The sequence below is a fragment of the Arthrobacter sp. GCM10027362 genome, from assembly GCF_042679445.1.
Lineage (GTDB): Bacteria > Actinomycetota > Actinomycetes > Actinomycetales > Micrococcaceae > Crystallibacter.
This window is the reverse complement of record NZ_JBHTML010000323.1, coordinates 1-2,326: the sequence shown is the minus strand read 5'-3', so window position 1 is coordinate 2,326 and position 2,326 is coordinate 1. Positions and strand designations below refer to the sequence as shown.

Here is a 2,326-nt window from a genome sequence, read left to right as displayed (position 1 = left end):
CGTCGTCGCGGTGCTCCGGCGCGCCGGAGCGGCCGAGATTGTGGTGACGGAGCTGCACGAGCGGCCGCGCACCGCGGCCCTGGCCCTCGGCGCCACGGCCGCCCTGGACGCGGCCGATACCGAAGGCATCGCGGCTGTCGATGCCGACGTGGTAGTGGAATCTTCGGGCTCGCACCACGGCCTCGCGGCTGCGATACGGGGCACCACACGTGGCGGGCGAGTCGTCATGCTCGGACTCCTCCCCACCGGACCGCAACCCGTCCTGGCTTCGCTGGCCATCACTCGCGAACTCGAACTCGTCGGATCCTTCCGCTTCAACGACGAGATCGACGAGGTCCTGGCTGCCATGGCGGACGGATCCCTGCAGGCTGACACCGTGGTGACCCACGAATTCGCCGCCGAAGACGCCCTGGAAGCCTTCGCCGTCGCCAGCGACTCCGCAACTTCCGGCAAAGTACTGCTCCGCTTCTGAGAGCAACCTCACCCAACGATCAATATCCGGGAAGCAGATCGGTTACCCGTCTGCCACCCCACCCACCGGCATCCAGCTGTAAATGGAGAATCCCATGCCTGCTGCACCCGCGCTTGAGGCGAAAACCGCCTTGCCACTGCAATCAGCCCACGGCCAGTTGGCCGAAGCCATCGACTTCCTCGGCTACCCCGAGGGCCAGCATGCCATGCTGCGCACTTCCCGCCGGGAAATGACCGTCAGCGTCCCGCTGCGCCGGGACAACGGCGAAATCGAACTGCTCACCGGCCACCGGGTCCAGCACAATATCTCCCGCGGTCCGGCGAAGGGCGGGATCCGCTTCCACCCCGGAGTCGACCTGGATGAAGTCAGGGCCCTGGCCATGTGGATGACCTGGAAATGCGCCCTCATCGACGTTCCCTACGGCGGGGCCAAGGGCGGGGTTGCCATCGACCCCACCGGGTACTCGAAGGACGAACTCGAGCGCCTGACCCGACGGTTTACCAGCGAGATCATGCCCATCCTCGGTCCGGAGAAGGACATACCCGCCCCCGACATCGGGACCGACGAACAAACCATGGCCTGGATCATGGACACGTTCTCCGTGAACCACGGCCACACCATTCCCGCTGTGGTGACCGGCAAGCCGATCAGCATCGGAGGCTCCCACGGACGCGCCTCGGCCACCTCCCGTGGCGTCGTCCACTGTGCCCTGGAAGCAGCCGCCGAACGCAGCCTCCGCCCGGAGACCTGCACGGCGGCAGTGCAGGGGTTCGGCAAGGTCGGAGCCGGGGCGGCCACCTTCCTGGCCGAGGCCGGGGTCAGCGTCGAATACGTCAGCGACCAGTACGGGGCCCTCTACGCGGACGGCGGGCTGGACCTGGCCGCGCTTAGCAGGCATGTTGCGGCCACCGGCAGCGTCGTCGGCTTCGACGGCGCGGATCCGGTGAGCCAGGCGGACCTGCTGGAAGCCGACGTCGACATCCTGGTTCCGGCAGCCGTAGAGGGCGTCATCACCGAGGCCAACGCCGCGGCCGTGAGGGCCAAAATCGTCGTGGAGGGCGCCAACGGCCCGACCACGATCCCGGCCGACAGGATCCTCGCGGATCAAGGAACGCTGGTCGTCCCTGACATCCTGGCCAATGCCGGCGGGGTGCTGGTCTCCTACTTCGAGTGGGTCCAGGGAAACCAGGCGTACTGGTGGACCAAGGAAGAGGTCGAGGAAAAGCTGCGCGTCCGGATGATCTCCGCCTACCGCGAAGTCTCCGACTTCTCCCGAAAGTACGGGATCGGCCTGCGGTCGGCGGCGACAGCCCTCGCGGTCCAGCGGGTGGCCGAAGCGCACCGGCTCCGCGGACTGTACCCCTAGCGGACGGCGGCGTGACAGCAGCCACGATAAGCCTTTCCTCACCCGGTCTCCGGAGATGGACAGCCGTGCCTTCAGGCTGGCCAGCTCCATAAGGGAGCCCGAAAAGGCCGGGCGGGGTGGACTGTTCACTTTAGGTAAGGCCTGCTTGTCGACGCTTCATTAGCCATTTGCCCCTTTGGGCATCAGGCCGTGGGCCCGCTTCCGCCAGAAGGATTCAACAGGCGTCGCTGCCGTACAAGACCGGTCGGCCCGAAAACTCTCAATCCACTATGGAAAAACCCGCGCTTATCGGGGCAACCCCTGCGGGGAACATCGAACACTTATCAGACAACGGCCGGGAAGGACACCATTTCCATGTCTGCTACAGCTACTGCAAGCCCAAACACACCACTGTCGGAGCTCGACTGGACTGAGCTGGACCGGCGCGCGGTGGACACCATCCGCGTGCTGGCCGCGGATGCGGTGGAGAAGGTGGGCAACGGCCATCC

2 protein-coding genes are annotated in these 2,326 nt (G+C 66.3%); both read left to right on the top strand.

Features of this window, described 5'->3' with window-relative positions; translation table 11 throughout:
* On the top strand, positions 1-472 hold a 472-nt coding region (locus ACFQ36_RS22225; RefSeq protein ID WP_377017661.1), incomplete at its 5' end, for a zinc-binding dehydrogenase.
* A gap of 94 nt (positions 473-566) precedes the next feature.
* Entirely contained in the window at positions 567-1,838 is a 1,272-nt protein-coding gene (locus tag ACFQ36_RS22220) for a Glu/Leu/Phe/Val dehydrogenase (protein WP_377017659.1), read from the top strand.
* Positions 1,839-2,326 lie beyond the last annotated feature (488 nt).

Coding starts and splice junctions, on each gene's coding strand:
- ACFQ36_RS22220 (WP_377017659.1), top strand. CDS start 567: ATGCCTGCTGCACCCGCGCTTGAGGCGAAAACCGCCTTGCCACTGCAA.